Genomic DNA, 26,798 nt, shown 5'->3' on the forward strand with positions numbered 1-26,798 from the left:
ATACCCTTACATTATGATCGAATTCCAGGATTGTCATCTGTCGTGGGGAGCCAATCTACCTCAGGGGCCGTAGGTTTCCGACAGGGGACGGGCGTAGGGTTGTAAGGTGCCTTGGTTTACCGTCAAAATTTGCGAATGCTTTAGCCAGTCTGCCCCAAAGGAATTGAGGTGAGTGGTTGTAATCAGGGTTTGGAAACGGGTTTGAATCGTATCTAGCAGTTGATTTTGGCGGGAGGGATCAAGCTCAGCCAGGACATCATCTAAAAGCAACAGGGGGGGTTCTCCGATGATCGCCTCAATGAGTTGCAGCTCGGCGAGTTTGAGCGCTAAAACCAAGGTGCGTTGCTGTCCCTGGGAGCCATAGAAGCGGGCGGGGGTGCCGTTAATGGAAAATTCGATTTCGTCCCGGTGGGGGCCAACCATGCTGCTGCCCTGGTGTTGTTCTGCTTGGCGGCGTTGTTCTATTTTGTCGAGGCAGGCCTGTTGCACATGGTGGGGGTCATCCTGTTGCCAGGGAATATTGGGGCAGTAGGTGATTTCTAAGGTTTCGGTTTGGCTACTGATATCACGGTGCCAAGCTTGGGCCAGGGGCATCAGTCTGAGCAACCCCCGCGATCGCCTTCTGGTGACCCGCGAACCTGTAGCTGCCAATTGCAGATCCCAGAGAGTCAACTGTTGGGTCAAATCAGTGGGGATCGCCGCTTGGTTCCGGTGGAGTTTTTTGGCCGTCCTTAAGAGGGCATTGCGTTGCTTCAGCACCTGTTGATACTCCTGCAAAATCCGGGCATAGACAGGTTCTAACTGGATCAAAAGATTATCAATCCATTGGCGACGACAGTCAGGCCCACCCCGCACGAGGTCTAAATCAAGGCAGGAAAATTCCACGGCATTGAGGGTACCGAGGCCATCGAGTTGGCGACGGAGGGTTTCGCCATTGAGCTTGAGGGTGCGTCCCCCCTGGTTGCGGAGCAACAGATCAAAGTCAACAGTGCCATAGCCACGCTGAATTTGGGCTTGGATGCTGGCGATCACCTCTCCCTGTTTCACCAAATCGGCGTCCCGGCTGGTGCGGTAAGTTTTAAGGCTGGCGAGCAGTTCGACGGCTTCGAGGAGGTTGGACTTTCCCTGGGCGTTGTTGCCGATCAAGATGGTTTTTTGGGCCGAAAAATCAACGTGCTGATGCTGGTAGTTGCGAAAATTACGGAGGTGCAAGGTTTGCAAATACATTCTTTTTCTGTCGCCCAAGTCCCGAAACAGAACCCTGATTTTAGCGTGTTATGCCCAGGTTAAGGCAGTGGCGATCGCCTGGGGAATCGCAAACCAAAAATTGAGCCTGATTAATCACAGAAGCGGTAATTAATGTGACCACCGGCTTCGGCCATGACAGATGTCCAGGCGTAATCCTGCTGAAAGGGAATATAAAGCCAAGTTCGTCCGGTGGCATCTTCACTGAGATAGGCGGGCGATCCTGTCACCATAATCTGACTGCCGTTGCTGAGAAAGCCCACAACTGGCGCTGCGACAGTGGGTTCCTGCCTAACATTAAGACCCGTCCCCAAATCACTCTGGACGATCAAACAACCGCGAGAGGGCTGATCATTTAAGGTGGCTGTACTGGTGTGTTGGGCAACGACTTGATCATTGACGAGGCAGCGATATTGCACCTGACCTGTGCCAATAGCCTTGACTAAACTATTTAAGCGATATTCAAAAACGGGTTCTTCCTCCACTGCTGTGGCGGCTTGGGTGCAGGTATATTCGTAGTCCATGTAGCCCCCCAGTTCCAGATTAGAAAACCCCGCACTAAACGACCAGTTGTCGTCTTCTGTTTCGTTGGGTCGCCAGGGTTCCCAGCCGGGTTCCGGGTTGGCGATCGCCCCTGGGGTAGCACCCAGCCAACACCCAATCGCCAAACAAAATAGGTAAGGTTTGACTCGCACCATGTTTTTTTCCTTCCCTTGCAGATGACTTTGTTTCCACATTAGAAGGAAATCTCAGATCTGAAGCCCGGAACCGCAGATAATGTCCGGAGCTTAGGACAAAGTCAGGGCGGTGGTGATCGCCCAACCATCCACGAGGCACAGCAGCACCGTAAACCCCAGCAAAATCATGTACATCCACGGTTGAGACAGGGGCCGCACATCGCTGGTATCAATATTGGTTTGTGCTTCAATCAAGCCCACCATCTTCGCAAAACCTGCTACCCGCATCGGTAACAAATAGGCGCGATCGCGTTCTGGGGTGACGAAATAATAAACCAAGCCCCCTTGACCCGTGGTGCGTATTTTCAGTTGGTCGATTTTTTCCCAGGGCAATGACCAGCCCTTACGGGTCAGCCAGCGGAACCAAGTCGGATAGGTGACGGTAATTCCGGTTTCATCCAGACAGACTTTTTCACTGAGGGCACCGTAAAGAAAAATCGCCCCCAACCCCAAACCAACCCAGAGAAGTGCTGGCGAAACAGGGGCTTGGGTGACGTCCGCTAAAAACGGAATTGGAACTGTGAGTGAAACATAGAGACTCAATAGGGTAATGCGGATGAGGGGTGAAAGATTAAAAGTGGTCGCCATCGTCATTGCACCAAAATTGCTTGATTTCCTAAAACGTTCGGTTGAGCCAATCGCGAATTAAAGGATTGACCAGTTCCGGTGTGTCGTCGTGGGGACAGTGGCCCGACTCCAGGTAATGTTCCACGAGGCTAGGACAGTGTTGTTTAAACTTTGCGCCCCGCTCCCGTGCCCGAATCCAGGGATCTTTTTCACCCCAAATCATCAATAACGGTCGCTCTAGTTCTTCTAGGAGATGATCGACTTTGGCTCCTTCTGGGGTGTTAAAAACCGCCGCGAAAACCTTGGCTGCTCCCGGATCGTTAGAAGGGCGCTGAATTTCGTCGATCAAACGTTCGGTCACCGCCCCTTGGTTGACGTAAACCTTTTGCAGGGTTTTGCGGATGGTGGCGCGCCGTTTGGTGTATTGGAAAATAAGCCGGGTCGAAAGGGGACTAAACAGAACCTTACGGAGGGCTTTTTTCCAGGGTGCAGGTTGGGCTTTTACTTGGTCACTAAAGGGGCCAGCACTGTTGAGGAGAATTAACCCCTTGGCCACCTCTGGACATTGGGCGGCTGCACAGAGGGACGCATAACCCCCCAGGGAATTCCCGGCTAACACCACGGGTTCACAAATGACTTCGTTAATAAAATCGCGCAGTTGATCCCGCCACAGAGCGCCGCTGTAAACAACGGGAGCCTTTGGCGATCGCCCGAAGCCGAGTAAATCAATCGCCCACACCGAAAAATCCTGTTGCAGTACCGTAATGTTTTTGCGCCAGTGGTCTGTCGAAGCCCCAAAGCCATGGACTAGGAGCAAGGGAGGTTTGCCTTGGCTGGTGCCTGCCTGGACATAGTGGATGTCGTAACCCCGCCACCGCCAAAACTGACTGGGGGGATTTTCAGCGAGAACATGGGGGGAAACGGTCGCACTCATCGGAGATTTTTTGTAAATAAATGTTAACTACAGCCATTGTATCGTTTTCTTCCGGGGGGTTCTGGGGCGATCGCCGGGTGAGGTTTCTCTGAAATTTGTGTTATAACCTAAGCGACAGTTTGTATTGTGATGCCGCACCTTGTAGCAAGCCCTCAACATTTGCCAAAGCGGTCAAAATTAATTTTTTTATTGTTCAAGCCATAGCCCCCAGGAGGTTTATTCATCATGTCTACCGGTGTGATCGAACAACGTTCTACTTCGACCATCCGTAAACCAGCCCCCCGCTACCGGGTACTGCTCCATAACGACGACTTCAACTCCATGGAACATGTGGTACAGACCTTGATGCAAACGGTGGCCGGTCTGACCCAACCCCAGGCGGTCAGCATCATGATGGAAGCCCACACCAACGGCATCGCTCTGGTGATCACCTGTGTGCAGGAACACGCAGAATTTTATTGTGAAACCCTGAAAATGCACGGCCTCACCAGCACCATCGAGCCGGACGAATAGAGATATTTTTCTTTTTTAGGGAAGGCGATCGCCAGATTGCGGCCCAGAAACAGATTAAATAGAAGGTGGCAAACCTCAACGACTTTTTCCCTTGAAACGATTTTGGCATCTCTGTAAAACCACCCCAGCACCCCTGCGGCTGGGACTTTTTTTCTTGAGTTTGGGGATCATTTGGCTTCCCCTCGCGGCCCCGTTGTACCTGATTTTTCGTGCCGACGATAATCTAACCACCATCCTAACCATGGGACTGCTGTTCCTTGAGTTTCTGGTCTATCTTCCCTTCTGGGTGAAACAAGTCCACGGGGAAACGCAACCTTTCCAGCGCTATGGTTTGGTATGGCAACGGGCGAATGGCGTGGATTTGGTTACAGGTTTGGCCTATGGCCTGGGGTTCACCTGGGCTTTGCTGATTTTTGAAGATCTGTTGGGTTTTATCGAGATTATTCCGCCTACAACGGCCTTGATTCGCATTGTGATCGAAGGAGCCTTGAGCGGTCTGGGGGTGGCCCTCGCAGAAGAATTGGTCTTTCGGGGCTGGGTTTATGACGAGCTAGAGCGGGACTATGGCTCAAAAATAGTGCTTTGGGGCAGTGCGATCGCCTTTGCGGTTTTACATTTTCTGAAACCCCTCCCGGAGATGATCCGAACGCTGCCAGTATTTCCGGGCTTAGTGCTGCTGGGGTTAACCCTGGTTTGGGCGAAGCGATCGCGCTTTGGTCGCCTCGGCAAACCCATCGGTCTTCATGGAGGCTTGGTTTGGGGCTATTACATCTTCAATGTGGGGGGACTAATCCAGCAGAAAGAAGGTGTTTCTCCTTGGCTAACGGGCGTTGATGGTAATCCCCTCGGCGGCCTCTGGGGCATTCTCTTCCTGGCCGTTCTCGCCTGGATCATGGCCCGTGCCGCCCAAAAATCCCAAAAACCTTCTCCCCTAGAGGGGAGCTAGAGGGGGAACTAGAGGGGTTTTAAACTGAAGAGAACTTAGAAAAATGTCTCTACTGAGCTTTGTGACCTTTCCCGAAAAACTTCGGCGGTTCCGCTAGGGTAAAAACTTCGGTGTGGGTGGCGATCGCCTCGCGGACATGGCGGAAAGTTTGCAACATTCCCAACAGGGTTAAGCCATCGATAATTTTAAAGCCACCCGTGGTTTGTTCGGCCAAGAGATGATCTACCGCTTCCGGGTCGGGGCGCAGATTCAAATCCCCATCGGTGCAGATCGCAAAACCCCAGGGGGAGCCGTAGCTCGAAATGGGCGTCGAGTAGGAGGAAACATTGGTGTAAACGGCTTTGAGAGTGTTCACCAGCCGCGCATGGAGCCGCAGATTCGCCGGGGCCGTGGGGCCAGCCTGCACTGCCACAACCCCACCGGGCGCGAGCACATCCTTCAGTTGCGTGAAATATTCCTTGGTAAAGAGCTTAAAGGAAGGGCCTTCCTCGATGGGATCAGACAGGTCAGAAATGATCACATCCCACTTCTCGGTGGTGGTTTCTAAAATCTTAAAGGCATCTTCAATGCGCAAATCGAGGCGCGGATCATCAAAGACCCCCTGGTGCATCTCCGGTAAATATTCCTTACAGGCTTCTACTACTTCGCCGTCGATATCGACCATCATCACCTTTTCGACGGACTGCCAGCGCAGCACTTCCCGCACAGTCGCCCCTTCCCCAGCACCGAGAATTAACACTTTTTTCGGCGCACCGTGGGCAATCATCGCCGGATGAACAAGGGGTTCATGGTAGAGAAATTCATCGCCGGTACAGGATTGCCATTTTCCATCCAGCACCAGGGCTTTACCATAGGCACCGCTTTCAACGATCGCCATCTCCTGAAATTGGGTTTGTTTATAGGCCAAAATCTTGGTGATCCCGTGGCTATAAATATCCCAGGGCGTAATGTACTCGTTAATCCAATAGTCGGCTTTGACTTCGCTACCTGCCATAATTTTTCCCTTCTGACAATTGACCGGATACCAGTATCGCAGACTTTTTCATTTTTTTAGCGATCGCCCCCCAAAACCTTGTCCGGTAAGCTTTTTAAAACTTTATGCTTCCTAAAACTCTGGGGATTGAACCCGCGTCAGTAACTCCCTAGGCTAAAAGGCGATCGCCAAAAAGACAATCAGTGAATTGAGCCGTAAACTTGCCGTGAATAACCATTGGGAATTAACTTCATTTCTGCTATCTCGAACCCACAGCTTTCCATAAAAACTGAAAGTACAATATTTTTAGAAAAAGTACATTACCTTTTAGTCAAAATGGAACTATTTTTTTGGGCATAAAAACTATTTACGATTGCTAAAATAATGCTATTGTGAACTGGTTTTTCACGATTTAAGTTAGTCCTTCAAAAAAAGATTACTTCCTAAACCATCAACAATCTAAATGCCTCCCATGCTGCCCTGAATGTCGCCTAAAATTTTTAGCAGTCAAATCAAATCAAACTGGCCACTGCCTTGATATTTGGCTGAAAATCTCCCCCTGAATTTACCTCGACTTTTGCAAAGATTAACCTTCATTTAACCTCCCTAAAAACTTTGCTTAAGGCTGATGGACTTTTTGGAGAGAGGAGAGAAAAAACAAACATAAATTCTGCATTGATTTTCTGTAGTTATGGTATAAACATCTTGAAAAGTTTTGTAAATCTCAATTCATTTTTTCGAAGATTTACAAATTCATCAGAGCTTCAGAGAGTTTAAGCCTAGAAAAATCGCTCTAATCTTAATCTCTGACTAGCAGTCAATGCCTGAAAGCCTCGATCTCGCTAAAAAGTTTTAATCCATCGCTCACTTACGCTTAATTGCACAGTACACAATAGAGGAAACTATGAAACAGAGCGCTACTCGCCTCCGTACCTTATCTTTGGGTCTTGCTGGCCTCACCCTTACCGCTGCACTTGCAGCTTGTAACACTACCCAAACACCGACTGAAGGCACTGGCACAACTGATGCTCCTGCAGATAGTGCGTCTGGTTTGTCTGGCGATGTCCTCATTGATGGTTCTAGTACCGTTTTCCCGATTACCGAAGCCATGGCCGAGGAATTCCAGACCGCGAACCCTGATACCCGTGTAACTGTTGGGGTTTCTGGGACTGGTGGTGGCTTTTCCAAATTCTGCGCTGGCGAAACCGATATTTCCAATGCTTCTCGCCCGATCAAAGCAGAAGAAATTGAAGCTTGTGAACAGGCTGGCATCGAATATGTCGAAATTCCCGTCGCCTATGACGCAATCTCCGTGGTTATTAACCCCGAAAACGACTGGGCCACTTGTTTAACCACCGAAGAATTGGCTAGCATTTGGTCTCCTGATTCTCAAATTAACAACTGGAGTCAAGTACGGGAAGGCTTCCCTGACAGTCCGATTGACCTCTATGGGCCAGGGACTGATTCTGGTACCTTTGATTACTTCACCGACGCCATCAATGGTGAAGAAGGGGCTAGCCGGGGTGATTACACCGCCAGCGAAGATGACAACGTTATTGTCCAAGGGGTTGTGAATGATCCCAATGCCATGGGCTACTTCGGCTTGGCTTACTATGAAGAAAATGCTGATAACTTGAATGCGGTTGCAATTGATGACGGCGACCCCAGTAATGGTGAAGGTTGTGTGGCCCCCAGTGTGGCGACGGTAGATGACTCTACCTATCAGCCTTTGGCTCGGCCGATCTTCATCTACGTCAGCGCGGCGTCTTTGGATAAGCCCCAGGTTCAAGCTTTCATGGACTTCTACACGGCGGAAGAAAATTCTTCCCTCGTTTCTGAAGTTGGCTATGTTGCCCTCAATTCTGAAATCTACGCCAAGGCCCAGGAACGCCTTGCCGCTCGCACGACTGGCTCTGTCTTTGAAGGTGGTTCCACCGTCGGTGTTCGATTGGGTGAAGTTCTCTAGGTTTTATTTTTAGGTTTCGCTGGGGAGTGGGGCAGATTCATTCAGAAAAGGCCCGACTCCCTTTATGCTTTGAATGAATACCGCTGTTTTGCAGTGGTGTTGGTAGATAAATCATAAGTATTTAAAGATTATGACAACTAGTCCTTTCCCCCCCCTTGCTGATGCGGGACTCTGGCGGACAACACGGACATTTAGTAAATGGAGCCAACGTTTAATCGTGGGGCTTTTTGGTTTATTTGCCCTGGTGTCAGTGTTAACCACGTTTGGAATTGTCATCACATTGGTCGTCGATGCGGCGGGCTTCTTTAATGAGGTTTCCCTGTTTACTTTCCTAACAGATACCCGCTGGACGCCGCTATTTGTCGATCCACAATTTGGTATTTTTGTGCTGGTTTCTGGCACCCTGATGACGACGGCGATCGCCATTTCCGTGGCCTTGCCGTTGGGTCTGTTGGCCGCTATTTGCTTAAGTGAATATGCTTCCCCTGGGATCCGAAAATGGCTCAAGCCCGCCCTCGAAATTCTGGCAGGGGTGCCCTCCGTTGTCTATGGTTATTTTGCCCTGTTATTGGTGACCCCAGCGCTACGGGCGATTATTCCAGGGCTTTCTCCCTTTAATGCCTTGAGTGCCGGTTTAGTGTTAGGGATTTCAATTTTGCCCTTGGTTGCCTCCCTCAGTGAAGATGCAATCTATGCCGTGCCCGATAGCCTACGTCAAGGTTCCTACGGACTGGGGGCCACCAAACGAGAAACCATCGTGAATGTCGTCTTACCCGCCGCCTTGTCCGGGATTGTTTCTTCCTTTATTTTGGCTATTTCTAGGGCCGTCGGAGAAACAATGATTGTGACCATTGCCGCTGGTTTAAACCCGACCCTCACCCTCAATCCCACGGTGCCCATCGCCACCATGACTGCTTTTATTGTTCAAGTTAGTCTTGGGGATGCCCCGGCTGGCAGTTTGGCTTTTAAGACCATTTATGCCGTTGGTTTATCTTTATTCTTAATCACCCTGACCCTAAACATCCTCAGTTACTGGGTTGTGCGTCGCTATAGACAGAAATACGAATGAATAGTAACCCTCCCAATTCCCAAAATACGAACACCCTGTTCGATACTCGTCTTAAAACCCGTTACCGCTGGGATACCGTATTTCAAACTCTCAGTTGGATCGCTGTAATTTTAAGCATTGTGGTGCTGGCCGTTCTCTTGATCGACGTTTTCTTCGATGGTCTGCCGCGCCTCGATTGGAAATTGTTAACTTCCTTTCCCTCTAGACGCCCCGAAGATGCCGGCCTCAAATCAGCCCTTGTCGGGACAATTTGGTTAATGATCCTAACTGCCATAATCACCTTTCCCATCGGTGTGGGTGCGGGGATCTTCCTAGAAGAATTTTCCGCTGAAAATACTTTCACGAAAATAATTGAAGTCAACATCAACAATCTCGCTGCCGTTCCTTCAATTATTTATGGTCTTTTGGGGCTACAGGTTTTTGTCCGGCTCCTTTCTCCAATGACAGGGGGACGCAGTGTTTTAGCTGGTGCTTTAACCCTCAGCCTATTGATTTTGCCCATTGTGATTGTCGCAACCCGCGAAGCCCTCAAGGCTGTACCCGATAGCCTCAGACAAGCTGGTCTAGCCCTCGGAGCGACCAAGTGGCAAGTGGTGCGCGAACAAATTTTTCCCCTCGCCCTACCGGGGATTTTAACAGGGACTATCTTGGCCCTCTCCCGTGCAATCGGTGAAACAGCCCCACTGATCACCCTAGGGGCCTTAACATTTATCGCTTTCTTGCCTTCTTTATCCTTAGAAGGCCTCCAGACGCCATTTACGGCGCTGCCGATCCAAATTTTCAACTGGGTTTCCCGCCCCCAAGAAGAGTTTCACACGGTGGCAGCAGCGGGGATTATTGTTTTGATGGTGGTGTTGTTGGCGATGAATGGCACAGCTATTTTTCTCCGGAATAAATTCCAGAAATAAAACGCCGCACTAAAAGTCTAGATTTATGCAATTTAGATCCTCCAGAGTATGGAGGATTTCTTTTTGCGCTATTCGACGAAAGCTTTTATTTTTCTTCTGGTAAGAGCCATGTCCGCAATCCCAAAATGAGCAAAAAGGCCATGACATCAGCGGTAATGAGAAAAGCAATCCAGTTTTGATCCATGGTGACTGAGCTCCGGTGTCCTAGGTATTGTTTTTAAGCTATGCAATCTAGGTAAACTATACTCTTATATCTATGGATTGGGGCAAAGAAAAACCTCAAAAATTTTGAGGGCTGTGATTAGATTTTGTTATTTATTGGGGGGTGGGGTTAGCCAACTGAACGAACATCGCCCCCTGGATTTGGCGATCGCCGGTTTGAAGTTGGAGAAAGCGGGCCGTTAAACCCCGGTCTTGGAAGATCCGCAGATTGAAGCGGCGGCTAAACCCCTGGGCAAAGCCATTAAGGAGGGGCGGAGGGAGGGGTTGATCATTCACTGCCCCTTCAAAGTCTGTGAGTTGGAATTGGCTACCAGATGCGAGGCCGAGGGTAAAACTGAGTTGGAGCGTCGCCCGCTCTGCTTCGCCTGTTTCAGGATTGATCTGGAACATTTCTCCGGTGAACCGGAGACGGTTTTCACCGAGGAAATCGACGGTGGCATTTTCTAATTGGAAACGGGGTGGATTGGTGCTACCGGGACGGGTGAGCAGACGATTAATGAGAGGTTGTATCAAGGCCGTAACTTGTGGAGACGTTAAGGCTTGATTTAGATCAGTTTCGGTGAGAACAAAGCGCACGCCTGCCTGGAGGGGCTGATCCAAAACACCGGGGCCAGGTTTGCCACTGCGAACTTTAGCCAGGTCAAAACTGAGGGGATCGGTTTCAAGTTCTAGCACCTCAAAACGTAGGCCAGGAAAAAGTTCAACGCCACGACTAGCAATCTGAACGCGGTCAATTTTGCCCTTGAGAAGTTGGTGACTAGGAACATTATCGACCCGTACTTCAAAGGTTTCTGCGGCTTGGAGGCGATCGCCAATGCGTTTACCGCTGACCTCCTCTAGGATCAAGCCCACTGGGGAAAGGGCTGTCAGAAAACCGGACATCAAGATTGCGAGAAATTCCATGGTGCGCCCCAGGCTGATGGTTCGTCCTTAACTTTAGCTGAAAATTTCTAAGAGACAAGCAATTTTAAATCCGCATTGACCGCAGACACAGTCGCTTGCCGCTGGTCATTGGTGGTATGGCTCAATTCAATTTGGTAATAAGATTCCGGGAGATAGGGTAAGCGTTCTGACCATTCAATGACCGTCAGGCCAGGGTCACATTCTTCGCCTTCCCAGTAGGTTTCGGGGTAGAGACCATCGACTTGGGCAGGTTCAAGACGGTACAAATCCAAGTGATAGAGGGGAATGCGTCCGGTGTGGTATTCGTTCACCAGGGTAAAAGTCGGACTGGCGATCGCCTCGGTAATTCCCAAGCCGAGACCGATGCCCTGGGTGAGGGTTGTTTTTCCGGCCCCTAGATCGCCCTTGAGCAAGATTACTGAATTTTCTGGCAACCTTTGCCCTAGCTTTACCCCAAGAGCTTGGGTGGCGGCTGCATTTTCTAACAGAATAATTTCTGCCATTGATCGCTTTAATTTACCAATTGTCTTGATAGTCTTCGAGGAGCTTGAGCAGATCCCCTTGGCCGGCGGTGGGGATCAGTTGGGCCAGGGTGACAAAAGCTTGTTTACCACCCAGGGGAACTTGGATCGAGCGTAAAACATCCATCACTTTTGCTTCGTCCACTGTACGGTCTTCAATGGCCGGGAAAATTTTCTCAGCGACGGTGGTGTGTAAATGGGCATCGGCTAAATATAAATGCCACCCAGACACATCGATATAAATATTTTCACCAATCTCTGCGGCGAGTTTTTCGATTTGAATTGTGCTAGCCATTGGAAGCCTCCGAATAATCGGCGATCGCCGTAATGTAAAGCAGGTGTAACCCTAGAATGCCCAGCCAAACAAGGCTAAACGGTTTTACCCAGGGACGCTCTACCGTCGTTTGAATCATGGCAGTAAACCAAATGGGCGAATTAATCGCGAGGTAGACCATCACATGGACAATAAAATTCATCCGGTCTTCGGCGCGACGGAATTCAGGATCAGTTTTACGGTCAGGTTTGCGCGGCCAACTGCGAGGCATAGGTTTTACCCATCACATTTACGGAACACAGGTGATCCTATCACAAGGATTTTCTTCAGGCTTGTCGGGTATAATCGCCGGATTTGCCCCCGGTTTTTTTCAGCAGTTGAATCTCAGAAATCACCATCCCTTTATCCATTGCCTTCGCCATGTCATAAAGGGTTAAGGCCGCTACGGAAACCGCTGTCAACGCCTCCATTTCGACCCCCGTTTCGGATTTGGTCGTCACACTGGCCTCGATGCGATAACCAGGTAAGTTTGCGTCAGCAATAAAATTTACCGTCACCTTTTTAATCGGTAGCGGGTGGCACATGGGGATTAAGTTCGAGGTTTGTTTCGCTGCCATGATCCCAGCAATGCGAGCTGTGCCTAAAACATCACCCTTGGGGGCATCTCCCGCTTGGATCGCCGTAAAGCAAGCGTGGGTCATGGTGATTATCCCCGTGGCGATCACCTCCCGTTTCGTCACGTTCTTTTCCGAAACATCCACCATCTGCGCTTCACCGTGGGCGTTGAGATGGCTCAGGGGAGGGAGGGAAATCTTTTTTTCAGAAAACTCTTGCATTTACCCAAAACGTCTGTTAGATTAGATGACTGTTGGTCAAACAACACAACTCTTCTGCATGGGTCTGTAGCTCAGCGGATTAGAGCAGCTGACTACGGATCAGCAGGTCGGGAGTTCGAATCTCTCCAGGCTCGTAAGAAGAGAAAACAGCCCTCCTAGGTTAGCCCAGGGGGGTTTGTTGTGGCAAGAATCTGAAGAGTCGTGATGTTTTGTTGACAAGCCCAGAGGGAAACGCAGAATATGACAAGAGACCAGTCAAACTGCACTCTTTCAAACAAACTCATTTCCCTCCGTCATGACCAAATTTTTAAACTATTGCCTATCTGTGGCTTTGGCGATCGCCGTTTGTTTTGGCGTGACCCAACCGGCCTCGGCTTTACCACAACCGAGTTTCACCCTCGCCTCCCTCGCCCAAGGGGATGCGATCACTGATCCCGAAGCCATCCTCCGCTACGCCCTGCCCATTGAAAATCAGCCCATTCGCCGCCTCCAGGACAGCATGGAATTTATGTCCAAGGATCTACGGGCGAAACGCTGGGGGCCGATTGCCGCCAATGCCAAGAAAGCCAGCCGCGTCCTCTCCATTAGCCAAGATGGCATCCTCGAAGATGTCGTACCGAGCTTTAAGGAACAGGCCCAAACGCTCCTGAGCGAAATGGAACAGGATGTCGCCACCATGAGAGAGGCGATCGCCGCCAAAGACCGTGAAGTGATCTGGACAAAACGTCGGGAAATCCTCAACAAAGTCGGCGTGATCGAAGAAAATATGATCGCCGAATATCCGACCACGATCCCTGAAGACTATGCCAATCTACCGCGCTTATTAGGTCGGGCCACCGTCGAACTCGAAACCACCCAAGGGGACATTACTGTTGTCGTTGACGGTTACAACGCCCCGATTAATGCCGGAAACTTTGTTGATTTGGTGCAGCGGGGCTTCTATGATGGCCTACCGTTTAACCGGGCTGAAGATCTCTACATTCTGCAAACGGGTGATCCCGAAGGTGATGCCGATGGTTTCATTGACCCGAAAACCAATGAATATCGCGCCATCCCCATGGAAATTATGCTCACTGGTGACCACGAAGCGACCTATGGGGCAACCCTAGAAGACCTCGGTATTTACCTAGCAGAGATCAATCTTCCTTTTAATGCCTATGGTGCCTTGGCTCTGGCCCGTCCCGCCGATGATGCCAATGGTGGTTCTTCCCAGATTTTCTTCTTCAAATTTGACAATGAATTAGCGCCGCCCGGATTTAACTTAATGGATGGTCGTTACTCTGTGTTTGGCTATACCGTCGCTGGCCAGGATGTTCTCGAAAGCCTCAGCAAAGCTGACAAGATCATTGCGGCTAAAGTTGTTAATGGCTCTGAAAATTTAGTTGTCCCCAACTAGATTGATCATCCTTTAATTTTTCGATTTAAAAAACACCCTTTACCAACAGTGGTTTAGGGTGTTTATCTTTTTGCAGGTTAGTTTTTAAAAGTTATGCCATCGTGTCAGCACTATATTGATTGGGTCCTGGTTGACTGTCGGAAGCAAAGAAGACAATTAAGACAATTACACCAATAAGCGGTACAAATCCAATTAAGAGCCACCAACCGCTGCGGCCAGTATCATGCAAACGCCTGATGCTAAGGGCTATTCCAGGTAAAATAAAGGCTAAGGAATAGATAATACTAACCAAAGAGGCGATCGCCCCAAGAAATGTTTCCTGGAAAACACCCAAGATAAGGGAAATCAAAAGGTTGATGATAAAAACATACCAGAATTCTTTGCGGCGGGCTCTACCACTAAAGTTTGTATAATTTTGCCAAGCCTTAATGTAATAATCGATAAATTCTTCAAATATACTTTTATCCATTGTTTTATTATTGTATTAACAATTGATTGGGCTTTTATTCTACATAAAAGATTCATAAAGAATTCAAGTCAATGCTAAAAGTCAACATTTTGTAATTATTAAATTGACACAAAAACAACAAGGTGACGGAAGCGTGAATTAAATGCTTTTCTATGCAATATACCTTTGAAATACAAGATGTTCTGGGCTAATGATCGCCTTCAAAAATTTAAAGACTCTTGATATTTCTGATGACAGAGGTCAATGCCTGTTAGCATCTGTAGAGATTATCTAGACATGCCTTTGGTCATGATTGTTTTAGCAGAACTTGCAGAAGCGGCGATTTCAACAAACTTGCAACAGTTTGTGTTGGTTTTATCGATCTCCCTAACCGTTGCAACCTTTTCACGGATTTTTAGTTGGTTGCGTCAGATCCCCTATACCCTCTTGTTGGTGATTGTGGGGCTGGGTTTGGCTTTTATTAATGTGCGTTTAGTGAATCTTTCGCCGGAGCTAATCCTTGAAATTTTCCTCCCACCGCTCTTGTTTGAAGCTGCTTGGAATATTCGTTGGCGCGAACTCCAGAAACAATGGTTGCCGATTGCGTTGTTTGCCTTGGCTGGGGTGGCGATCGCCATCTTTGGGATTGGTTTTGCCCTCAGTCAGTGGACGAGCTTGGCCCTGAGTTCTGCCTTGCTAGCGGGGGCGGCCCTCTCGGCGACGGATCCGGTGTCGGTGGTGGCTTTGTTCCGGGAGTTGGGGGCCAGTAAAAAACTCACGATGGTGATGGAAGGGGAAAGCCTCTTTAACGATGGAGTCGCAGTCGTAGCGTTTCTGTTGCTGGTGGGAATTCCCCTCGGTACCCAGACTTTTTCGATGTCGGCGACGGTGGCAACTTTCCTAGTCTTTGTGGGCATTGGTGTCGGCTTCGGTTGTTTGATTGGTTTTGGCATTTCTTTCTTGACCCAACGATTTGATATTCCCCTCGTGGAGCAATCTTTAACCCTGGTATCTGCCTATGGTACTTACCTATTGACGGAGGAATTGGGCGGTTCTGGGGTAATTGCGGTGGTGACTGTGGGGATGATTTTGGGGAATTTTGGCTCGAATATTGGGATGAATCCCCGCACTCGCCTAGTCGTTTCGGAATTCTGGGAATTCCTCGCGTTTTTTGTGAATTCAATTGTGTTTCTGCTGATTGGTGATCAGGTCAATTTTGGCACCCTGGGGGAAAGCTTAGATGCAATTTTTGTGGCGATCGCCGCTGTGTTGGTGACGCGGGCCATTTCCGTCTATGGTTTGGGTTGGCTCTCCAATCAATTTAGCAATAACCCCTTGAGCCTCTCTGAACAAACGGTGCTGTGGTGGGGCGGTCTGCGGGGATCAGTTTCCATTGCCGTAGCCTTAAGCGTGCCTGTGGTGCTCGGCGATCGCCAAGAAATTATCAACATCATTTTCGGGGTGGTGCTATTCACTCTCCTGGTACAAGGCCTGACAACCCAGTGGGTTCTAGAAAAACTCGATTTGATTGGTGATCAACCGATTCGTCAGAAATATTCCGAGTATCTTGCTCGTCGTGTCGCCCTCAAACGAGTGTTAAATTACCTCGACCAGTTAAACCTCGCTGCCGATGTGGACGAGGAATTTTACCGCTATGAACGGGATCTCGTCGAAGGGGAGCTGGAAACCATCGAAGAAAAAATTGAAAAACTCAAAGGCAGCCATCCCCAACTGCAAGAACTGGATATGAAGCAGTTGCGCGATACCCTCCTGGATATCGAGGCGGACACCTATGCCGAATTTATCCGGGTGGGCCGTTTAAATAAAGATCTTTCGCCCCTCCTCCAGGAGACCTTGATCAAAGCCACCGAAAAAACAATCCAAAGCTAGCCCCCCTTCGCAAAACAGATCATCACAATAAACGACAGGGCCAACCCAGGGCTAAGGAGGGTCGCCAGGGTTAAAAGTTCTTCGCCGGACATAAAAATACCTGTAATTGTGGGGATTCCTTTTCACGTTAAAGGGTTTTTCTGGCGATCACCCACGGGTTCACAGAAATTTAATTGTCTTTGAATCAAGCTGTCGCAGTCCCCAAAAAGCCTGTGTTACACTCTCCAACAGCATTTTTCGGGAGAGAAAAGCCCATGACCGTCGGGATTTGGGTACTGGGGGATCAACTGTGGGCCACCCAAGCCGCCCTCCAACAACAGGAAGACCAACGCTCAACAACGCCGGTTCTGTTGATCGAAGCGGCAGACTATGCCCGCCAACGGCCCTACCACGGTCAAAAGTTGGTGCTGGTCTGGTCGGCCATGCGTCACTTTGCCCAGGAGCTAGAACAGGCCGGTTGGTCTGTGCATTATGCGATCGCCGCTGATTTTCAAAGTGCCCTAACCGACTGGATTGCCACTGCGGGGATTACGGAATTGTGGGTGATGCAGCCTAGCGATCGCCCCTTCGAGACTTTTATCCAGACCTTAGATTTCCCTTGTTCCCTCAAGTTCATTCCTAATAATCACTTCCTGTGGTCGCGGGCAGAATTTCACAACTGGGCCAAGAATCGTAAACGCCTCGTCCTCGAAGACTTTTATCGGGCGGGTCGCAAACGGTTTAATATCCTGCTCGATGAAGCGCAGCAACCCCTTGGGGGTCAGTGGAACTTTGATAAGGACAATCGCAAGCCTCCTAAAAAAGACCTCAATCCTCCCCGACCGCTGACCTTTGCGCCCGATGAGCTGACCCAAGCCGTGATCAACCGGATTAAAGATTTAGGTCTTGTCACCTACGGGCAGCTTGAACCTTTCCGTTGGGCCGTGACCCGCACCCAAGCCCTCCAGGTCTTTGAGCATTTCCTCGCTACGGGCTTAGAAAAATTTGGCACTTTCCAAGACGCGATGGTCACGGGGGAATATACCCTCTGGCATGGTCTGATTTCGCCCTATCTCAATCTGGGTCTGTTGGATCCCTGGGAATTGATCAAAAAAGCAGAGGCAATCCGAGAACAAAAGGCGATCGCCCTCAATAATCTCGAAGGTTTTATCCGGCAAATTTTGGGCTGGCGGGAATATCTCCATGGCTTCTACCATTACGTGGGCGCTGATTATGCCCAGAAAAACCATTTCAACCACCAACAGCCCCTGCCGGATTTTTATTGGGACAGCCGCAAAACCGATCTCAACTGCCTCAAACAGGTCTTACAACAAGTAGAACAAACGGGCTATGCCCACCATATCCAACGCTTGATGATCCTCAGCAATTTTGCCTTGATCTTGGGAGTCAATCCCCAAGCCCTAGAAGCTTGGTTCCACGCCGCGTTTATCGATGCCTACGATTGGGTGATGCAAACCAATGTCATTGGCATGGGGCAGTTTGCTGACGGGGGAATCCTTGCCAGTAAGCCCTACGCCGCCTCCGCCAACTACATCAATAAAATGAGTGATTACTGCCGCGACTGTCGCTACCACAAAGGCGATCGCCACGGAGAAAATGCCTGTCCTTTTAATACCCTCTACTGGCACTTCCTCGACCGCCACCAAGGCCAACTCCGCAGCCAAGGTCGGATGAATTTAATCCTCAAAAATTTAGAACGGCTCTCCCCAGATGAATTGCAGGCCATCCGCGCCCAGGGCCAAACTTGGCAAAACCGCCTAAAGCCCGCTCCACAAGGGGAACTACCATAGGCGATCGCCACCGATTGTTCGCCATAACCACTTCATAAAAATCATAAAAATCAGGGAACTTTTTTTGCCCATTGATATCTTTCTTTATATTTTTCTTAGAAAGAAAAGTACATCAATATTGCTTTTTTGAAAAATTAGTAAAAATCGAAAAAAACACGGGAAAATCGATCAAGGCGCGACTACAATACCCCATAATGACAACATCTTTTGTGTGAGGCGATAGAAAGTAGATATGGCAGTTGCACCTCGACCCTGGCAGGTTTCCCCCTCCCGTCCGCAAAAATCCAGACCCCTCAAAGTGGTAGAGTTCAAGGTTCGCAGCTTGCCAGCGCGGCCAGAACAGCCCTCTACAACCCCTTTGGTACAAACGCTCCGAATCAGTAAGCAGGTGACCCAATGGGTGGCGATCGCCGCCGTAACAACGGCCATGGGTTTATATGCCGGGAAAGCCTATTACCAAAAGGGCTGGAGTGAAGCGTTTAGTCACCTCCTCCAACTCCAAGATTACGAGGCAGATCTCATCGCCACCAGTGCCAGCCTCGGAGAATTTTTCCAGCACCAGGCAGAGCAACCGACCGCAGGACTTGTGGCGCCAACCCCAGCCCACAGCGTTTATGTCAAAACGCCTGCCCAGGTCTCTCTCCCCGCCGCGCCCCAAGATACTCTCCCCCACGTCCGCGAACAATCTCCCATTGGCTATTAATCATTGGTTTCTTGGTAGAGTGTTGAGCAGATTTGCCCTTAGCAATCAGGGGTCAAACCGATGACCATGCCTTCCCCCCACTCCCACCAACAACGACGGCAACTGTATCGGCGCAAGCAACAAGCCATCCGGTCTCGGCCGCCCGCACCGAAGCTGCTCCAACGGCGTTTATTCCTCATCTGGGGCATTTTTGTGGTGGGGTTATTGGCCTTGGCTGTCCGGGTGTTCTACTTACAGATTATTGACTACGACAAGCTAGGGGCGATCGCCCAGTCCCAGCATCAGATTACTCTCCGCCCCTACATTCCCCGACGGACTATTGTTGACCGCGAAGGCAATATTCTAGCCCTAGACCGCATTTCCCATACCCTCTACGCCCACCCCGTCGGTTTCCGACTTCCCCAGGAGCTAGTAGACAATCTCCCGGAGGCGATCGCCCCCACAGACCTCCCGAAGGCCGTTGCCCATTATCTCGCTCCTATTTTGGGGGATGTTTCCCCCGCAGACCTAGAGACCACCTTACACCGCCAAAAAAGCGGGATCTTGTTGCGGGCCAGCCTCGACGCCACCAAGGTCAGCGCCATTCGCCAATTACGTATTGATGGCCTGGAACTGGTGGAACGATATGGTCGGTTCTATCCCCAGGGGGACGCGACCGCAGAAATTACCGGCTATGTCCAAAAAGACGACCACCTGGGCCGGGCTGGCATTGAACTTGCCCAGGAAAGCTTAATCCAACGGGAGCCCATTTCCCTGAGTCTCCGGCGCAATGGCAATGGGGCGATCCTGCCGGGGAACCTCCAGGCAGAGGCGATGAAATATGATGACTGGGAATTGGAACTGTCCCTCGATCTCCCCCTCCAAAAGGCCGCCCGCCAAGCCCTACAAAAACAGATGGCTGCCTACAAAGCGAAACGGGGTGTTGTCATTGTCATGGATGCCCAGTCTGGGGAACTGCTGAGTCTGGTGACAGAACCCAACTACGATCCCAACAATTACGCCCAAGTTCAGCCTGAAAATTATGGTGTTTTTAAAAATTGGGCAGTCACAGATCTCTATGAACCGGGGTCTACCTTTAAACCGATCAATGTCGCCCTCGCCCTCGATGCCGGGGTGATTACCCCCAACACGTCGGTGAATGATCCGGGATCAATTCAGGTTGGCCCCCACCGGATGAAAAACTACAACGGTGCCGGAAACGGTGTGATTGATGTGGCGGGGATTTTGCGGGTTTCTAGTAACGTGGGGATGATTCGGTTGATGCAAAATCTGTCCCGGGATGATTATTATGACCGACTGCAAAGCTTGAGACTCACTGAACCCACAGGCATTGATCTACCGGGGGAAGTAACAGGCACCCTCAAGAGTCGCGAAAAATTTACCGCTAGCCCCGTCGAAGCAGCCGTGAATTCCTTTGGCCAAGGGTTAACTGTGACGCCCATCAAGCTGGTGCAACTCCACGGGGCGATCGCCAATGGCGGCACCCTCGTCGAACCCCATCTGGTGCGGGGACTATTCAACAGCCAAGGGGAACCCCAAACCGTCACTCCCAAAGCAGAAATCCCCAACAGTGCCCAGCAGCTTGCGGCAACAACGGCAGCCTCGGAGAACCCACAAATTTTTTCCCCGGCGGTGGCGAGAACTGTACTCGACATGATGGAAACTGTTGTGGACGATGGCAGTGGCGAAAAATCAAAAATTGCCGGCTATCGGATTGGTGGGAAAACAGGCACGGCCCAAAAAGCGCGCAACGGTCAATATATTCCGGGAGCCTACATCACAAGCTTCGTCAGTATCTTCCCCATTGATAATCCCCGCTATGTGGTCTTTGCCGCTGCCGATGAACCCACAGAGCCTAATTCCTTTGGGGGGACTGTCGCCGCTCCCGTTGTCCATGATGTGCTCCAAGCCCTAATTGTCCGCGAAAAAATCCCTCCCACTGGCCCTACAGTGGTACCAGAAGATTCCACAGAAACATCCCCCTAGAGAAAAACCAATTACAATTCCCGACACCGCGATAATTGCAGGAATTTCTGGAGAAATTCTGTGTATCCCGCAACCGCTGGTTCCTTGAAGGGATACACTAATAGAGCACACAGGTTAAACTAATGTGCTGGCACGCTTTGACCCAGGCTGCTCACCTTTATCTGCATTTTGTATCGACGCTATGAGCCCCCGCAAACTAACCGACCATGATAAAGAAGAATTACTCGTTGCCTACCGTGAAACGGCAGAAACGACTTCTACTTTGGCGTCCCGCTATGGCGTGAGCAGCTCTACCATTAGTCGCTTTCTTAAGAGTCGTCTCAGTGCCAGTGAATATGAGGAATTGATCCAACGCAAACGCCTGGGTCGTGGCAACCGTGGGACAAAATCAACCCCCGACCCGGAGCCATCGACGGCTAAAACCGTGGAAAAACCAAAGCTAGTCAAACGGGTTGAGACAGCTCCAGAATCTACCGATACAGCCGAGGACACGCCACCCAAAACGGAACGGCGGCGCACCAGGCGTAAATCCCGTGACCCAGAGCCAGAGGTAATCCCAGAGCTTGACACTGCCGATGCAACGACGACAGTGGCCCTAGAGGATTCTGAGCCTGAACCAGAAGCTGCAACCTTTGAGGAGATCGAAATTAATCCGGATTTACTCGCCCTAGCCCAGGAAATTCAGTTGGGCGATCGCCAACAGGCCCTCAAGGAATTATTGGGGGAAGACATCGGTGATGACGATGAATTTGATGATGATGACGACGATGAGGAATTTGATGATGATGACGACGACGATGAAGAATTTGATGTGACCCCGGTCGCCCACTCAGAAACGGTGGAAATTTTGCCCCTCGAAGCGGCTCAGTTCCCCCGCAATTGTTATGTGGTGACGGATCGTTTGTCGGAGTTGATCGCCCGGCCAATGCAGGATTTTCAGGATTTAGGGGAAATTCCCGACGAAGAAATCAGCCAAAAAACCCTCCCCATTTTTGATAACCACCGTGTCGCCAAGCGGTTTATCCGGGGGCGCACCCAAAAAATCATCAAAATTCCCAATGGCGACCTTTTCCTCAAAACGAGCGGTTGTCTCGCAGCCAAAGGCATTACCCGCCTACTGCTCGATGGCAAGGTTTACCAACTCCGTTAGGATCAGCGATTACGTCTCAAGGCCGCAAATCCGTGGAAAATAAGCCCCGGATCGTAATGCAAAACAGGTAACTGTTGGGCCAGCCACGCCCCATCCCCCCCGGTGCTGAAGATCTGACCCTGGGGAAATTCGCCTTGCCAAGCGCGGATAAAATCTTTGACCCCAGCGAGGACTGTGTAGGTAATGCCACTGGCGATCGCCCCGGCGGGATCATTGGCCCAACGGGGGGGCAATTGCGTCGGTAAATGAACTTTGGGTAAGGCGGCAGTGTGCTGGGTGAGGCTTTGAAACTGGAGGTTTAAACCCGGTAGAATCGCACCACCGATCCATTGGCGATCGCCGTTGGCCGCCGAAAAGGTTAAGGCCGTCCCCCCATCAACCACTAAACAGGGAAAGCCATACCGTTGTCCGGCTCCTAAAACTGCTAGGGCGCGATCAATCCCCAATTGGGGATAGAGATTTTCGAGGGGAATATCGGCCAAGGTAATGGGCTTGGCGGTGGGAAAATGAGCCTGTATCCAAGTGCTTTGTTGGGGGACGACCGAGGCCACATAGCGCAACTGCTTAACGGCAGGGGGACAAGTGCCATGGGCTGTGTGGTGTACCGTTTGCAAGGTATCCCCCGTAAATGTCGCCCAATGGAGCCGGGAGTTGCCAATCATTAAGGCCCACCATTGATCCATAACCCTGGCCTAACTCGGAAACTCCGTGGGCTGGACGGTTAACTGCCGCATTTTGCCCCGGCGCTTGAGATCAATGGGTAAATCAGCACCGATGCTACTCCGTTCTACGACATCCTGGACATCAAAGGCGGTCAGGACGGGTTGATCCCCCACCTGCTTGAGGATATCTCCCACCTGGATATTGGCGATCGCCGCCGGAGAATCTGGGGCAACCTCAATCACCAACACCCCTGTTTCCTGATTTAAATCAAGCGTCTGGGCCATGGCAGGCAGGGTTTCCCGCAATCGATTTTTCCCTTCTCCGTCCAATGCCAGCATTCGAATCCCCAGGTAAGGGTGGGTCGCTTTCCCCTCCGTAAAGAGTTGTTGGGCAATGCGTTGGGCGGTTTCGATGGGAATGGCAAATCCCAGACCTTGGCCATCGGCGCGAATCGCTGTATTTAAGCCAATCACTTCCCCCCGCACATTGAGGAGGGGGCCACCGGAATTACCAGGGTTAATGGCGGCATCGGTTTGGATAAAACGTACCCGTTTGTCCGGAATGCCGACCTGGGCACTGGGACGGTCGAGGGCACTGATAATGCCGACGGTGACACTGTTGTCAAAACCGAGGGGATTACCAATGGCGATCGCCCATTCCCCTGGGGTCAGACTCGCCGCATTCCCTAATGTTGCGGTGGGTAACCCCGTGGCGTCGATTTTAATCACGGCAATATCCGTTAGCTCATCAACACCCATCACTTGCCCTTCAAAGACCTGGCCATCCTTGAGAGTCACCTTTACCTTAGAGCTATTTCCCACCACATGGGCATTGGTCACCAGTTGGCCATCACTACTGAGAATAAAACCGGAGCCCGTGCCCTGGGGTTGGCGATCGCCGTCAAAGGTGGGAAAGCCCTCTTCTAATTGAAAAAACCTCTTAAATAACGGTGTGGGTGATGCCGAGGCCTCCGTCTGATCTAGGGCATCAATGCGCACGACGGTCGGCCCAACGGTTTTGACCGCTTCAGCAATAAAATTTACCGAGTCTTGGTTGAGATCCAGCGCAGCCAGGGATTGCTCATATTGACGAAACTCACCATAGGCCTGCAAAGATGCATTTAGCTGTCTTTGGAACCAATAGGCATGGCCCAAAAACCCCAGGCTTCCCCCGAGGATAAGGAAAGTCGTGTAGAGGCTCCACTGACGAAAAGATTGATTTAGCATGGGTGTGAGGAGACTGGAGGCGCAAAGATAAACGCAAGCTTGCCTTAAAATTATGGCAAAAATCTTGCTTGATTCCCTACTTTAACCAGCCCAGAAAACCTCTTTTGTTAATTGCGGTCAATTTTTAAAAAACTTTTTAAAAAAATCGGCTGCCAACGGCCTGAATACTCCTGCCATTCCAAGGAATATCTAGATCAGAAAAAATCTCCCCAGTCACTTTCGCCAACAAAAAACCAGAGCTTGCTGACTCTGGCACAATATCAACCCCCGACAACTCGCCAAATTGTTACTGGCTGGTATGTTGGTAAACCTGGATTGAGGTACGGCTCGAACTTTGAATGTGGGATTCCTTGGGGTGGCTCGGATCGATCTGAGCGCCAGTTTGGATAATTCGCAGTTGTTGTACCTGCACCTGGGCAGGTTGTCGGCTGAGATCCGCGAGCGTTGGGAGGTGGATATTTTTGGGTAAACAGATACGGATCTGGGGATTGAGTTCTTGGGTATGGAGACGCCATCCCTCTGGACAGGTCATTTCTGTGGGGGTGGCGATCGCCGCTGGGGCACTAGACAACAGCACCATCAACCCCAAAGACAGACCATCCAACAACTGTACGCCAATACCTTGTGTTGATTTCATGGTTTTGCTCCATTGCAAAGGAGAATAAATTGAGAGATTAGGGACTAACCTCCACGGGGTTGTAGTGGCGGCCCCCCAGAACCTATGCAGTTCGTTCCCCAAGGCCATCAGATCGCTACCGAATTTATCCCTGGGCTGTCGGTGAAAATTTTGTCTTTTGTTGCAATCTAAAAGGCTTCTGGGAAAAGCTCACTATACTAATGGAGCAGATTTTCGGGCGGCGGAAAAATCCTGAAAAGTGCCCCGATGCTGTTGTGATTGTTTGAAGTCAAGTATTACTGAGGGAGAAGCTGTGATGTTCCAGGTTTTGCGTCGTTATCTGAGTGCCAGTGTGGGCCTTGGCTGTCTCATAGGGCAAATTATCTGTGCACCAGCCCAAGCTAATCCAGTGGGAATTCAGTTCCAAGGGGATGCCAATGCCGTCTTTGTGGCCCAACAGCTCGGCTTTCCTCCTGTGCCTCCCAATACTGGGATTATCGGCCCTTTTTCCGATGATCAGAGTTTAATTTATCTGGATGCCCAAGGGCGGATCAGTTATTTTTCACCGAGTCAGGTGACGGTTTTTTTCGCCCAGGCCAACGCCAATAATGACCCAAAAATTCTTTATGCCCTGACCCCCACTGCCACCTACAGAATGCAAAATAATCAGGCGATCGCCGTTGACCCAAACACTATCGAAGCGGCGATTACCCCCTGGCCCTATTCGGGGGTGATGGTGAATGTTTTAATCGCCTACCTCCAGCAATACCAAGCCCAGCTAATGGCGAGTGGAGGCATTACGGTTTCCGCCGAACAGCAATCCTATGTCAGTTCAATGCTCCACAACACCAGCATGAATATTTTGAATAATATTGGCAGTGAAGGTTGCACCGAACACTACGAAGATGTTTACTACCTCGGCTGCTGGTAAGGTGAGTACATTGCGTTCGGCCCCAAGCACAATCATTTGCTTGTCATTGGGTGCGGAGCGGCAAATATCGCTATCGTAAAATCACAACACATTTTTGGTAATGGGCTCCCAACTCCTCAGCCTCGTCCCAGCAGATGCCTATAAGCTTCTGGTGGTTTTATTTTTGTCGTTTCTCATTGGCCTCGAACGGGAGGAACACAAACTCAATAAGGGCTATGCCTTTGGGGGCGTGCGCACCTATCCGCTCATTGGTCTGATTGGCTATAGTGTCGCTTTTTTGGCCCAAACCCAAATGCTGGCAGTGATCGGCGGTTTGGCGGTGATTGGTGGCTTTATGATGATTTCCTACTGGCACAAGGCGGAAACGTCACGGGTTGGTCTTACTTCGGAGATGGCAGGTTTGGCGACCTATATTCTGGGGGCGCTAGTCTACCATGGGCATTTTTGGGTGGCGTCTTCCTTGGCGATCGCCAGTTTGATTTTGTTGGAACTGAAGACTTTTCTCGAAGGATTGGCCGAGCGGTTTTCTGAGGAGGATATTTTCACCTTCACCAAATTTCTGCTGCTGACCATCGTTATTTTGCCCATTTTGCCCAATCAAGCCCTAACCACCTTTGATCTCAACCCCTTTAAAACTTGGCTGGTGGTGGTGGCTGTGAGTACCGTTTCCTACGGCAGCTTTCTGCTCCAAAGGCTCATCAAGGGTCAAGGTAGCATTCCGCTGGCGGCTCTTTTGGGGGGAGCCTATTCTTCGACTGTGACCACCGTCGCTCTGGCGAAACGTTCCAGCGTCGATCCTGCAAATTCCCAGCGGTATGTGGGGGGAATGGTGATGGCTTCGGGGATGATGTATTGGCGCTTAATTCTGCTGTTGGAATTGTTTAATGGAGCTTTGTCGGAACGGCTGATGGGTCCGTTTTTCCTGTTAGGGCTGGTAGGGGTTGTGGGGGGCTTGGCGATCGCCCTCCGGAAAAAAAATGGGACGGATCCCCAGGCGATCGCCGCGACCCATCCCCAGGGCAACCCCTTGGAACTAAAGGCGGCCTTTAGTTTTGCGCTGCTCTTTGTGGTGATCTCCCTCTTGACCCGGTACATTGTTGATTATTTAGGCGATCGCGGTGTGTATTCTTTTGCGGCGATTATGGGGATCACCGACGTAGATCCCTTTATTCTGAGCTTGACCCAATCGGCGGGCCAGTCCTTGTCTTTACCCCTAGCCAGTATTTCGATTTTGATTGCGACGGCGAGTAACAATGCGGTCAAAGGAATTTATGCCCGCTCCTTTGGCGATCGCCAAACGGGCCAACAAAGTTTGTATTTTTTGCTGGGCTTTAGTGTGTTGGGCTTACTGCCCATTTTGACCCAGCTATTTTGAAGTCATCTTC

27 protein-coding genes and 1 tRNA gene are annotated in these 26,798 nt (G+C 50.4%); 14 read left to right on the forward strand and 14 right to left on the reverse strand.

What is annotated here, in order from left to right; translation table 11 throughout:
* Positions 1–60: 60 nt before the first annotated feature.
* The 4 genes from recF to AWQ24_RS11600 form a co-directional block, all read right to left on the reverse strand.
* Positions 61–1,227: a DNA replication/repair protein RecF gene (gene recF, locus AWQ24_RS11585; protein ID WP_065716891.1), complete on the reverse strand. Its 1,167-nt coding sequence runs from the start codon at positions 1,225–1,227 to the stop codon at positions 61–63.
* A 110-nt stretch (positions 1,228–1,337) separates the two neighbouring features.
* The gene (locus AWQ24_RS11590) at positions 1,338–1,943 is read right to left on the reverse strand and encodes an SH3 domain-containing protein (RefSeq protein ID WP_157096862.1); all 606 of its coding nucleotides are present in this window, start codon (positions 1,941–1,943) and stop codon (positions 1,338–1,340) included.
* Between the two features lie 90 nt (positions 1,944–2,033).
* A complete protein-coding gene (locus AWQ24_RS11595) occupies positions 2,034–2,576 on the reverse strand; it encodes a hypothetical protein (protein WP_315862305.1) in 543 nt (180 codons plus the stop codon).
* Positions 2,577–2,598: 22 nt separating this feature from the next.
* Positions 2,599–3,483 carry an alpha/beta fold hydrolase gene (locus AWQ24_RS11600; protein ID WP_065716893.1) on the reverse strand — a complete coding sequence of 295 codons (885 nt, stop codon included), beginning with the start codon at positions 3,481–3,483 and terminating at the stop codon, positions 2,599–2,601.
* A gap of 225 nt (positions 3,484–3,708) precedes the next feature.
* Between AWQ24_RS11600 and clpS the strand changes: the two genes are divergently transcribed.
* A complete protein-coding gene (gene clpS / locus AWQ24_RS11605) occupies positions 3,709–3,996 on the forward strand; it encodes an ATP-dependent Clp protease adapter ClpS (RefSeq protein WP_012307878.1) in 288 nt (95 codons plus the stop codon).
* A 91-nt stretch (positions 3,997–4,087) separates the two neighbouring features.
* A complete protein-coding gene (locus AWQ24_RS11610; protein ID WP_065716894.1) occupies positions 4,088–4,942 on the forward strand; it encodes a type II CAAX endopeptidase family protein in 855 nt (284 codons plus the stop codon).
* A gap of 49 nt (positions 4,943–4,991) precedes the next feature.
* Here AWQ24_RS11610 and AWQ24_RS11615 read toward each other — a convergent pair whose 3' ends face one another.
* Entirely contained in the window at positions 4,992–5,936 is a 945-nt protein-coding gene (locus AWQ24_RS11615; RefSeq protein ID WP_065716895.1) for a spermidine synthase, read from the reverse strand.
* An 883-nt stretch (positions 5,937–6,819) separates the two neighbouring features.
* Here AWQ24_RS11615 and AWQ24_RS11620 point away from each other — a divergent pair.
* The 3 genes from AWQ24_RS11620 to pstA all read left to right on the forward strand — a co-directional run bounded on the left by AWQ24_RS11620 (position 6,820) and on the right by pstA (position 9,858).
* Positions 6,820–7,881 carry a PstS family phosphate ABC transporter substrate-binding protein gene (locus tag AWQ24_RS11620; RefSeq protein ID WP_065716896.1) on the forward strand — a complete coding sequence of 354 codons (1,062 nt, stop codon included), beginning with the start codon at positions 6,820–6,822 and terminating at the stop codon, positions 7,879–7,881.
* A 130-nt stretch (positions 7,882–8,011) separates the two neighbouring features.
* Positions 8,012–8,950: a phosphate ABC transporter permease subunit PstC gene (gene pstC, locus AWQ24_RS11625; protein ID WP_012307882.1), complete on the forward strand. Its 939-nt coding sequence runs from the start codon at positions 8,012–8,014 to the stop codon at positions 8,948–8,950.
* Positions 8,947–9,858: a phosphate ABC transporter permease PstA gene (gene pstA / locus AWQ24_RS11630; RefSeq protein ID WP_065716897.1), complete on the forward strand. Its 912-nt coding sequence runs from the start codon at positions 8,947–8,949 to the stop codon at positions 9,856–9,858. Before pstC ends, pstA begins: the two co-directional genes overlap by 4 nt.
* Before the next feature lie 315 nt (positions 9,859–10,173).
* Here pstA and AWQ24_RS11635 read toward each other — a convergent pair whose 3' ends face one another.
* Genes AWQ24_RS11635 through moaC form a run of 5 tightly spaced genes read right to left on the reverse strand, consistent with a single transcriptional unit; the run spans position 10,174 to position 12,614 of the window.
* Positions 10,174–10,983, reverse strand: coding sequence for a DUF2993 domain-containing protein (locus tag AWQ24_RS11635; protein ID WP_065716898.1), 810 nt, complete (start codon positions 10,981–10,983; stop codon positions 10,174–10,176).
* Positions 10,984–11,030: 47 nt separating this feature from the next.
* Positions 11,031–11,486: a tRNA (adenosine(37)-N6)-threonylcarbamoyltransferase complex ATPase subunit type 1 TsaE gene (tsaE, locus tag AWQ24_RS11640; protein WP_012307886.1), complete on the reverse strand. Its 456-nt coding sequence runs from the start codon at positions 11,484–11,486 to the stop codon at positions 11,031–11,033.
* A gap of 13 nt (positions 11,487–11,499) precedes the next feature.
* A complete protein-coding gene (locus tag AWQ24_RS11645) occupies positions 11,500–11,799 on the reverse strand; it encodes a DUF3181 family protein (RefSeq protein WP_012307887.1) in 300 nt (99 codons plus the stop codon).
* Positions 11,792–12,049: a 2TM domain-containing protein gene (locus AWQ24_RS11650; RefSeq protein ID WP_012307888.1), complete on the reverse strand. Its 258-nt coding sequence runs from the start codon at positions 12,047–12,049 to the stop codon at positions 11,792–11,794. Before AWQ24_RS11650 ends, AWQ24_RS11645 begins: the two co-directional genes overlap by 8 nt.
* Before the next feature lie 55 nt (positions 12,050–12,104).
* Positions 12,105–12,614 (reverse strand): cyclic pyranopterin monophosphate synthase MoaC, encoded by a 510-nt coding sequence (gene moaC / locus AWQ24_RS11655; RefSeq protein ID WP_065716899.1) that lies wholly within the window; start codon positions 12,612–12,614, stop codon positions 12,105–12,107.
* 60 nt (positions 12,615–12,674) lie between these two features.
* Between moaC and AWQ24_RS11660 the strand changes: the two genes are divergently transcribed.
* A tRNA-Arg gene (locus tag AWQ24_RS11660) sits at positions 12,675–12,748 on the forward strand.
* A gap of 161 nt (positions 12,749–12,909) precedes the next feature.
* Entirely contained in the window at positions 12,910–14,010 is a 1,101-nt protein-coding gene (locus tag AWQ24_RS11665) for a peptidylprolyl isomerase (protein WP_065716900.1), read from the forward strand.
* A gap of 91 nt (positions 14,011–14,101) precedes the next feature.
* Here the strand turns inward: AWQ24_RS11665 and AWQ24_RS11670 are convergent, their stop codons facing one another.
* The gene (locus tag AWQ24_RS11670) at positions 14,102–14,479 is read right to left on the reverse strand and encodes a DUF805 domain-containing protein (protein WP_198161463.1); all 378 of its coding nucleotides are present in this window, start codon (positions 14,477–14,479) and stop codon (positions 14,102–14,104) included.
* 288 nt (positions 14,480–14,767) lie between these two features.
* On the opposite strand from AWQ24_RS11670, the gene AWQ24_RS11675 reads away from it, so the two are divergent.
* The 5 genes from AWQ24_RS11675 to AWQ24_RS11695 all read left to right on the forward strand — a co-directional run bounded on the left by AWQ24_RS11675 (position 14,768) and on the right by AWQ24_RS11695 (position 21,977).
* The gene (locus tag AWQ24_RS11675) at positions 14,768–16,348 is read left to right on the forward strand and encodes a Na+/H+ antiporter (RefSeq protein WP_062436653.1); all 1,581 of its coding nucleotides are present in this window, start codon (positions 14,768–14,770) and stop codon (positions 16,346–16,348) included.
* Between the two features lie 254 nt (positions 16,349–16,602).
* Positions 16,603–18,138: a cryptochrome/photolyase family protein gene (locus AWQ24_RS11680; protein WP_065716901.1), complete on the forward strand. Its 1,536-nt coding sequence runs from the start codon at positions 16,603–16,605 to the stop codon at positions 18,136–18,138.
* A gap of 232 nt (positions 18,139–18,370) precedes the next feature.
* Positions 18,371–18,841 carry a hypothetical protein gene (locus tag AWQ24_RS11685; protein WP_065716902.1) on the forward strand — a complete coding sequence of 157 codons (471 nt, stop codon included), beginning with the start codon at positions 18,371–18,373 and terminating at the stop codon, positions 18,839–18,841.
* 60 nt (positions 18,842–18,901) lie between these two features.
* On the forward strand, positions 18,902–20,827 hold the full coding sequence (locus AWQ24_RS11690) for a penicillin-binding protein 2 (RefSeq protein ID WP_065716903.1): 1,926 nt from the start codon (positions 18,902–18,904) through the stop codon (positions 20,825–20,827).
* 181 nt (positions 20,828–21,008) lie between these two features.
* Entirely contained in the window at positions 21,009–21,977 is a 969-nt protein-coding gene (locus AWQ24_RS11695; RefSeq protein WP_065716904.1) for a hypothetical protein, read from the forward strand.
* A gap of 2 nt (positions 21,978–21,979) precedes the next feature.
* Here AWQ24_RS11695 and AWQ24_RS11700 read toward each other — a convergent pair whose 3' ends face one another.
* The 3 genes from AWQ24_RS11700 to AWQ24_RS11710 form a co-directional block, all read right to left on the reverse strand.
* Complete coding sequence (locus AWQ24_RS11700; RefSeq protein ID WP_071819472.1) at positions 21,980–22,660, reverse strand: pantothenate kinase; 681 nt, start codon at positions 22,658–22,660, stop codon at positions 21,980–21,982.
* A gap of 9 nt (positions 22,661–22,669) precedes the next feature.
* Positions 22,670–23,866, reverse strand: a complete 1,197-nt coding sequence (locus tag AWQ24_RS11705; RefSeq protein WP_065716905.1) for an HhoA/HhoB/HtrA family serine endopeptidase — start codon at positions 23,864–23,866, stop codon at positions 22,670–22,672.
* A gap of 286 nt (positions 23,867–24,152) precedes the next feature.
* Positions 24,153–24,503, reverse strand: coding sequence for a hypothetical protein (locus tag AWQ24_RS11710; RefSeq protein WP_065716906.1), 351 nt, complete (start codon positions 24,501–24,503; stop codon positions 24,153–24,155).
* 295 nt (positions 24,504–24,798) lie between these two features.
* On the opposite strand from AWQ24_RS11710, the gene AWQ24_RS11715 reads away from it, so the two are divergent.
* Together AWQ24_RS11715 and AWQ24_RS11720 are read left to right on the forward strand one after the other, a co-directional pair.
* A complete protein-coding gene (locus AWQ24_RS11715) occupies positions 24,799–25,413 on the forward strand; it encodes a hypothetical protein (RefSeq protein WP_065716907.1) in 615 nt (204 codons plus the stop codon).
* A gap of 100 nt (positions 25,414–25,513) precedes the next feature.
* Entirely contained in the window at positions 25,514–26,788 is a 1,275-nt protein-coding gene (locus AWQ24_RS11720; protein WP_065716908.1) for an MgtC/SapB family protein, read from the forward strand.
* Positions 26,789–26,798 lie beyond the last annotated feature (10 nt).

The organism is Picosynechococcus sp. PCC 8807 (genome assembly GCF_001693295.1).
Classification (GTDB): Bacteria; Cyanobacteriota; Cyanobacteriia; order Cyanobacteriales; family MRBY01; genus MRBY01.

What these genes read in the sequence shown, in the direction of transcription:
- AWQ24_RS11665 (WP_065716900.1), top strand. Translation starts at nt 12,910, where the DNA reads ATGACCAAATTTTTAAACTATTGCCTATCTGTGGCTTTGGCGATCGCC.
- AWQ24_RS11595 (WP_315862305.1), bottom strand. Translation starts at nt 2,576, where the DNA reads ATGACGATGGCGACCACTTTTAATCTTTCACCCCTCATCCGCATTACC.
- pstC (WP_012307882.1), top strand. Translation starts at nt 8,012, where the DNA reads ATGACAACTAGTCCTTTCCCCCCCCTTGCTGATGCGGGACTCTGGCGG.
- AWQ24_RS11715 (WP_065716907.1), top strand. Translation starts at nt 24,799, where the DNA reads ATGTTCCAGGTTTTGCGTCGTTATCTGAGTGCCAGTGTGGGCCTTGGC.
- AWQ24_RS11705 (WP_065716905.1), bottom strand. Translation starts at nt 23,866, where the DNA reads ATGCTAAATCAATCTTTTCGTCAGTGGAGCCTCTACACGACTTTCCTT.
- tsaE (WP_012307886.1), bottom strand. Translation starts at nt 11,486, where the DNA reads ATGGCAGAAATTATTCTGTTAGAAAATGCAGCCGCCACCCAAGCTCTT.
- clpS (WP_012307878.1), top strand. Translation starts at nt 3,709, where the DNA reads ATGTCTACCGGTGTGATCGAACAACGTTCTACTTCGACCATCCGTAAA.
- pstA (WP_065716897.1), top strand. Translation starts at nt 8,947, where the DNA reads ATGAATAGTAACCCTCCCAATTCCCAAAATACGAACACCCTGTTCGAT.
- AWQ24_RS11670 (WP_198161463.1), bottom strand. Translation starts at nt 14,479, where the DNA reads ATGGATAAAAGTATATTTGAAGAATTTATCGATTATTACATTAAGGCT.
- AWQ24_RS11675 (WP_062436653.1), top strand. Translation starts at nt 14,768, where the DNA reads ATGATTGTTTTAGCAGAACTTGCAGAAGCGGCGATTTCAACAAACTTG.
- recF (WP_065716891.1), bottom strand. Translation starts at nt 1,227, where the DNA reads ATGTATTTGCAAACCTTGCACCTCCGTAATTTTCGCAACTACCAGCAT.
- AWQ24_RS11690 (WP_065716903.1), top strand. Translation starts at nt 18,902, where the DNA reads ATGACCATGCCTTCCCCCCACTCCCACCAACAACGACGGCAACTGTAT.
- AWQ24_RS11685 (WP_065716902.1), top strand. Translation starts at nt 18,371, where the DNA reads ATGGCAGTTGCACCTCGACCCTGGCAGGTTTCCCCCTCCCGTCCGCAA.
- moaC (WP_065716899.1), bottom strand. Translation starts at nt 12,614, where the DNA reads ATGCAAGAGTTTTCTGAAAAAAAGATTTCCCTCCCTCCCCTGAGCCAT.
- AWQ24_RS11635 (WP_065716898.1), bottom strand. Translation starts at nt 10,983, where the DNA reads ATGGAATTTCTCGCAATCTTGATGTCCGGTTTTCTGACAGCCCTTTCC.
- AWQ24_RS11695 (WP_065716904.1), top strand. Translation starts at nt 21,009, where the DNA reads ATGAGCCCCCGCAAACTAACCGACCATGATAAAGAAGAATTACTCGTT.
- AWQ24_RS11590 (WP_157096862.1), bottom strand. Translation starts at nt 1,943, where the DNA reads ATGGTGCGAGTCAAACCTTACCTATTTTGTTTGGCGATTGGGTGTTGG.
- AWQ24_RS11620 (WP_065716896.1), top strand. Translation starts at nt 6,820, where the DNA reads ATGAAACAGAGCGCTACTCGCCTCCGTACCTTATCTTTGGGTCTTGCT.
- AWQ24_RS11680 (WP_065716901.1), top strand. Translation starts at nt 16,603, where the DNA reads ATGACCGTCGGGATTTGGGTACTGGGGGATCAACTGTGGGCCACCCAA.
- AWQ24_RS11615 (WP_065716895.1), bottom strand. Translation starts at nt 5,936, where the DNA reads ATGGCAGGTAGCGAAGTCAAAGCCGACTATTGGATTAACGAGTACATT.
- AWQ24_RS11650 (WP_012307888.1), bottom strand. Translation starts at nt 12,049, where the DNA reads ATGCCTCGCAGTTGGCCGCGCAAACCTGACCGTAAAACTGATCCTGAA.
- AWQ24_RS11700 (WP_071819472.1), bottom strand. Translation starts at nt 22,660, where the DNA reads ATGGATCAATGGTGGGCCTTAATGATTGGCAACTCCCGGCTCCATTGG.
- AWQ24_RS11645 (WP_012307887.1), bottom strand. Translation starts at nt 11,799, where the DNA reads ATGGCTAGCACAATTCAAATCGAAAAACTCGCCGCAGAGATTGGTGAA.
- AWQ24_RS11720 (WP_065716908.1), top strand. Translation starts at nt 25,514, where the DNA reads ATGGGCTCCCAACTCCTCAGCCTCGTCCCAGCAGATGCCTATAAGCTT.
- AWQ24_RS11600 (WP_065716893.1), bottom strand. Translation starts at nt 3,483, where the DNA reads ATGAGTGCGACCGTTTCCCCCCATGTTCTCGCTGAAAATCCCCCCAGT.
- AWQ24_RS11710 (WP_065716906.1), bottom strand. Translation starts at nt 24,503, where the DNA reads ATGAAATCAACACAAGGTATTGGCGTACAGTTGTTGGATGGTCTGTCT.